The following is a 5,173-nucleotide window of genomic DNA, read 5'->3' as shown; positions in this document are numbered from 1 at the left end:
GGGTGGAGCGGCCGCAGCGCAGCCAGGCTTCGTGGCGGGCCCTGGGTGGGACGACCACAGCGCAGCCAGCCTTCGTGGCCGACGCCGGGCGGGGGTGGCCACACCCATCAGGCCTGGCCACGGGGCAGTGCTGGGCTTCGCCGGACTGATGACGGGCGCTATCCGGTGCGTCGCTCGGTGTCCGGCGACGGTTCTTCGTCCTCCGGTTCCCGCGGGTCGTCGGCGGTTTCCGGGGCTTCGTCGTCGTCTGCCGGGGGCTCGTCGTGGGCCGGCACGTCGTCGTCCGCCGGTGACTCCTCGTCGGGCTCGCTGTCCTCGTCGGTCTCACTGTCCTCGTCGAGCTCAGTGTCGGCGTCAGCGAGGGTGTCCTCGTCGAGCACGGCGTCCTCGTCGGGCTCGGCATCGGCATCGGCATCGGCGAGAGTTTCCTCGTCGGTTTCAGGCTCCTCGCCCTCGTCGGCCGGATCGTCATGGACCTCGGGAGCCGCCACCACGGCGCGCCGCCCCGGGCCGGTCAGCCATGCGACCAGCCCGCCGGGAACGACGATCCAACCGAAGGCCGCCACCGACGTAAGGCCCGCCGGGATCGAGATCGGGGTGAAGGAGCCACCGCCCAGCCGCCCACCGGCGAGTGTGCTCAGCAACACGCAGCCGAACCCGACGAGCGCACCGGCGATCGCGACCGTTCGCAGCCTCGCGCGCGGGTCCCCGTCGCAGCGGCGCAGGAACCAGCCGACCAGCGCTCCGACCGCCGCCGGCAACACCATCAACATCGGCCACCAGCGTGCGGCATGGTCGGGAATCCCGGCCAGCAGCGGCAGGCCTGGCACGGCACCGCCGTCGAAGGAGAACGGGGTGACCGACACCCGTCCGATCGAAAAACCCGTCCCCACGGTGAAAGCCAGCGAACCGGTGATCGCGTTCGGCAGATAGCCCACCGACAACAGCAGCATGCCGACACCGCTGCCGAAACCCGGGGAGTTCGCCGCGAACAGGTCTCGCGCCGTGCCGCCGGAGAACACCATGCTCAGCACGAAAACCGCCGCGCCGACCGCGAACAGGCCCGCAAGGCCCAGCGCGCCGGCACGCAGGCCGCGGAGTGCGATGGGGTCGAGGTACTCGCGCACGGCGGCGACGATCCCGCAGCGGTCGGCGATCCCGGCGGCCGCCGCGAGTGCCGCGACGAAACCGGGCACGAGGAAAGCGGCGAGCGGTTCGACGCTCACTCCCGAACCGCTGACGGTGATCGCGATCGTGACACCCGCCAGCGCGTGCACCGCGGCCATCGGCGCGACCACGTTCACGGCCTGGCCGGGATGGCGGTAGCCGAGCCGGTTGGCCGCGCGCGCCGCCGAAGTGGCGACCAGGGCGCACACCGCGGCCGTGCCGAGCAGTGGCAGCACACCGAGCGGGCTTCCGGCGATGGTGACCGGCACCTGGTAGGCGGCCAGCAGCCCCGGACCGGCGGCGCGCAGCACGCCGGTGACCGAGAACGTCGCGACCGACGCGATCGCGGTGACCAGCGCGAACAGCGCGACCACAACCGCGTAGCCGGTGATCAGCGGGCCGAATGCGGCGGTGCACAAGATCTTCGTCCGGGCCGCCACGGACCGCTCACCCGGATGGCGCAGGTCGTTCATCCCTTCCTCGCGGCGGGAGTACGGGGTGAGCAACTGCATGTGCGCACCCTCGCACTCGTCGTCCGCCGTCCGGATGAGCCACGCCGCCGACGGATCATGGCGCGTCCCACAGCTCACCCGGAGGGGTTAGCGACAACGGGCCCCTCAAGGGACGAGCGAGGCCCGGCGCAGGCAGCCTCAGCTCTTGTTACCGAAGCCGCCGGGCGGCGTGCCGGGGTTACCCGGCTGTTGCTGTTGCTGTTGCTGCGTGCCGGATTCGGGCTGCTGCGGCTGGTAGAACTGGCCGTGCTGCGGCGCGTAGACCGTGGACTGCGGCGTCACCGGCTGAGCGAACTGGGTGCCCTGCGGGCCCTGCTTCTCGGGCCCCTGCTGCGGCTGCGCGTACTGCGGCGGCTGGCCGTAGACCGGCTGCCCGTATTGCGGCTGCGGACGGCTGACCGGCATCTTGAGCACGCCGTGGTCGAACAGCAACGTCGCGACCGCGACGAGTGCCTGGAGGATGCCGAGGATCAGGATCACCGTGACAACTCCGGGCACCTCGCCTCCGGACGGCACCCGGACGACGACCAGGATGCTGTCGAGAGCGCCCAGCACACTGAGCAGAGCCGCGAAGGGCAGCACCTTCGGGCCCTTCGGCAGCACTCTGAGCGCGGCCAGCAGACCGCCCGCGAGCAGGAGCAGGATCGGCATGTCCGCGCCCGCGGACTCCTCGGAGTACCCGAGGAAGTAGTTGACGAGGCCGAGCAGGGTCACGCCGAGGGCCATCAGCACGGTCAGGTTGGCCACGGACAGGGTGGCCCCGGGCGCTTGCTGCTGCGGGAACCCACCCGTGCCGGGTGCCTGGGGATTGGGTTGGGGGCCGCCACCCTGCTGGGGGTAGCCAGGCCCACCGCTGGGGAAGGTCATTCCGTGCTCCTGTCGTGTTGCCCGAAGGTAGAGGCGGCCGAATTGCCGGGAAAAACGCTAGCGCACCAACGCGCTGCAGCCACCCCTGGACATCCGACGTGCGGCGGCACCGAACGGTTGCGTTGAGATTTCTGTTAAGCGCCAACGGCCGGGCTCCCACGCGGGAACCCGGCCGTGGCGCGGAAAAACGCGAGTCAGTGCAGGTTCTTGTACAGCTCGCGGGCCAGCTCGGCGGTCTCGCTCGGCGTCTTGCCGACCTTGACACCGGCGGCCTCGAGGGCTTCCTTCTTCGCCTGGGCGGTGCCGGCGGAGCCGGAGACGATGGCGCCGGCGTGGCCCATCGTCTTGCCTTCGGGAGCGGTGAACCCGGCGACGTAGCCGACGACCGGCTTCGTCACGTTCTCCTTGATGTAGGCCGCGGCACGCTCCTCGGCGTCGCCACCGATCTCACCGATCATCACGATGACCTCGGTGTCGGCGTCGTTCTGGAACGCCTCGAGCGCGTCGATGTGGGTGGTGCCGATGACCGGGTCGCCACCGATGCCGACGGCGGTGGAGAAACCGATGTCACGCAGCTCGTACATCATCTGGTAGGTCAGGGTGCCGGACTTCGACACCAGACCGATCTTGCCGGGGCCGGTGATGTTGGCCGGGATGATGCCCGCGTTGGACTTGCCGGGCGAGATGACGCCGGGGCAGTTCGGGCCGATGATCCGGGTCTTGTTGCCCTTCGCGACGGCCTGCGCCCAGAAGTAGGCGGAGTCGTGCACCGGGATGCCCTCGGTGATCACCACGGCCAGCGGGATCTCCGCGTCGATGGCCTCGATGACGGCGTCCTTGGCGAACTTCGGCGGCACGAAGATGACCGACACGTCGGCGCCGGTCTCCTTCATCGCTTCCTCGACCGTGCCGAACACGGTGAGGTCCTTGCCTGCGATGGTGACCGTCTGCCCGGCCTTGCGGGCGTTGACGCCGCCGACGATGTTGGAGCCGGCCTGCAGCATCTTGGTCGCGTGCTTGGTGCCCTCGGACCCGGTGATGCCCTGAACGATGATCTTGGAGTTTGCGTCAAGGAAGATCGACATTGTCTTACGCTCCTGCCGCCGCGAGCTCGGCGGCCTTGTCCGCCGCGTTGTCCATGGTGTCCACCTGGGTGACCAGCGGGTGGTTGGCCTCGTTCAGGATCCGGCGGCCTTCCTCGACGTTGTTGCCGTCGAGACGGACGACCAGCGGCTTGCTGGCCTCGTCGCCCAGCATCTTCAAGGCCTCGACAATGCCGTTGGCCACGGCGTCGCAGGCGGTGATGCCACCGAAGACGTTCACGAACACCGACTTCACGGCCGGGTCGTTGAGGATCACGTCGAGGCCGGCGGCCATGACCTCCGCGGAGGCGCCACCGCCGATGTCGAGGAAGTTCGCCGGCTTCACGCCGCCGTGCTTCTCGCCGGCGTAGGCGACCACGTCCAGGGTGGACATGACCAGCCCGGCACCGTTACCGATGATGCCGACCTCGCCGTCGAGCTTGACGTAGTTGAGGTCCTTGGCCTTGGCCTTCGCTTCGAGGGGGTCCTCGGTCTGCTTGTCGACCAGTTCCTCGTGCGCGGGGTGGCGGAAGCCCGCGTTCTCGTCCAGCGTCACCTTGCCGTCGAGGGCGACGATCTTGTCCTGCGGGTCGCGGACCAGCGGGTTGACCTCGACCAGCGTGGCGTCCTCGGCGACGAAGGTCTCCCACAGCTTCACGACGACGTCGGCGGCCTGGTCGCGGATGGCCTCGGGGAAGTTACCCGCGGTCAGGATCTCCAGCGCCTTGGCCTTGTCGACGCCGGCGATCGCGTCGACAGCCACCTTCGCCAGCGCCTCCGGGCGCTCGACGGCCAGCTGCTCGATCTCCATGCCGCCCTCGGCCGACGCCATGGCCAGGAAGGTGCGGTTGGCGCGGTCCAGCAGGAAGGAGAAGTAGTACTCCTCCGCGATGTCCGACGCCTCGGTCACCAGCACGCGGTGCGTGATGTGGCCCTTGATGTCCAGGCCCAGGATCGCCTGCGCCTTCTCCTTGGCCTCGGCCGCGTCCTTGGCCAGCTTGACGCCGCCGGCCTTGCCACGGCCCCCGGTCTTCACCTGAGCCTTGACCACGACCTGCCCGCCGATCTTCTCGGCGGCGGCCTGCGCTTCTTCCGGGGTGCTCGCAACGGCGCCGGGCAGTACCGGCACACCGTGGGCGGCGAAGAGGTCCTTCGCCTGGTATTCGTAGAGGTCCACTACTCCAGTCTCCTGACGACACACGCCACTGTGATGGATGCAGAGCGTGCTGTTTGCAAACCATGCTGCCGGACGAGACGACCCTAGCGACCTGGCCGGAAGCGCGGGGTGCCGCATCCGGTGAACTCTGTCACCGTATGGATCCAGAGGGTTGTTTCAAGCTGTGAAACCCCCCACTGTGTTACCCCCACCTCGTCGAATCACTCGAACCGGGGGCCTTTTTCGGGGCCGCGGCTGGGGCGGCTGTGGGGGCTCGGGCGGTCGTGAACGGGCGTTCGGCCGCGTGCTCGGCGCAGGGTGTACGGCTTCAGCGCGGGTGGGGTGTTCGGTACCCGCGCGGGTGAGGTGGTCGGCTTCAGCGCGGGTGC

General features: G+C 69.4%; 4 protein-coding genes. All 4 read right to left on the bottom strand.

Features of this window, described 5'->3' with window-relative positions:
* Positions 1–158: 158 nt before the first annotated feature.
* The 4 genes from HFP15_RS41955 to sucC all read right to left on the bottom strand — a co-directional run bounded on the left by HFP15_RS41955 (position 159) and on the right by sucC (position 4,805).
* Positions 159–1,679: a cell division protein PerM gene (locus HFP15_RS41955; protein ID WP_168524170.1), complete on the bottom strand. Its 1,521-nt coding sequence runs from the start codon at positions 1,677–1,679 to the stop codon at positions 159–161.
* Between the two features lie 138 nt (positions 1,680–1,817).
* Complete coding sequence (locus HFP15_RS41950; protein WP_168524167.1) at positions 1,818–2,546, bottom strand: DUF5336 domain-containing protein; 729 nt, start codon at positions 2,544–2,546, stop codon at positions 1,818–1,820.
* Positions 2,547–2,740: 194 nt separating this feature from the next.
* On the bottom strand, positions 2,741–3,631 hold the full coding sequence (gene sucD / locus HFP15_RS41945; protein ID WP_168524165.1) for a succinate--CoA ligase subunit alpha: 891 nt from the start codon (positions 3,629–3,631) through the stop codon (positions 2,741–2,743).
* A gap of 4 nt (positions 3,632–3,635) precedes the next feature.
* Positions 3,636–4,805 (bottom strand): ADP-forming succinate--CoA ligase subunit beta, encoded by a 1,170-nt coding sequence (gene sucC, locus HFP15_RS41940; protein WP_168524163.1) that lies wholly within the window; start codon positions 4,803–4,805, stop codon positions 3,636–3,638.
* Positions 4,806–5,173: the final 368 nt, after the last annotated feature.

It is taken from the genome of Amycolatopsis acididurans, assembly GCF_012328925.1.
Lineage (GTDB): Bacteria > Actinomycetota > Actinomycetes > Mycobacteriales > Pseudonocardiaceae > Amycolatopsis_E > Amycolatopsis_E acididurans.
Note: the sequence above shows the minus strand (reverse complement) of the source record. Positions and strands in the feature narration are given on the sequence as shown.

Excerpts from the sequence above, each read along its gene's own strand:
- HFP15_RS41950 (WP_168524167.1), bottom strand. The coding sequence starts at position 2,546 with ATGACCTTCCCCAGCGGTGGGCCTGGCTACCCCCAGCAGGGTGGCGGC.
- sucD (WP_168524165.1), bottom strand. The coding sequence starts at position 3,631 with ATGTCGATCTTCCTTGACGCAAACTCCAAGATCATCGTTCAGGGCATC.
- HFP15_RS41955 (WP_168524170.1), bottom strand. The coding sequence starts at position 1,679 with ATGCAGTTGCTCACCCCGTACTCCCGCCGCGAGGAAGGGATGAACGAC.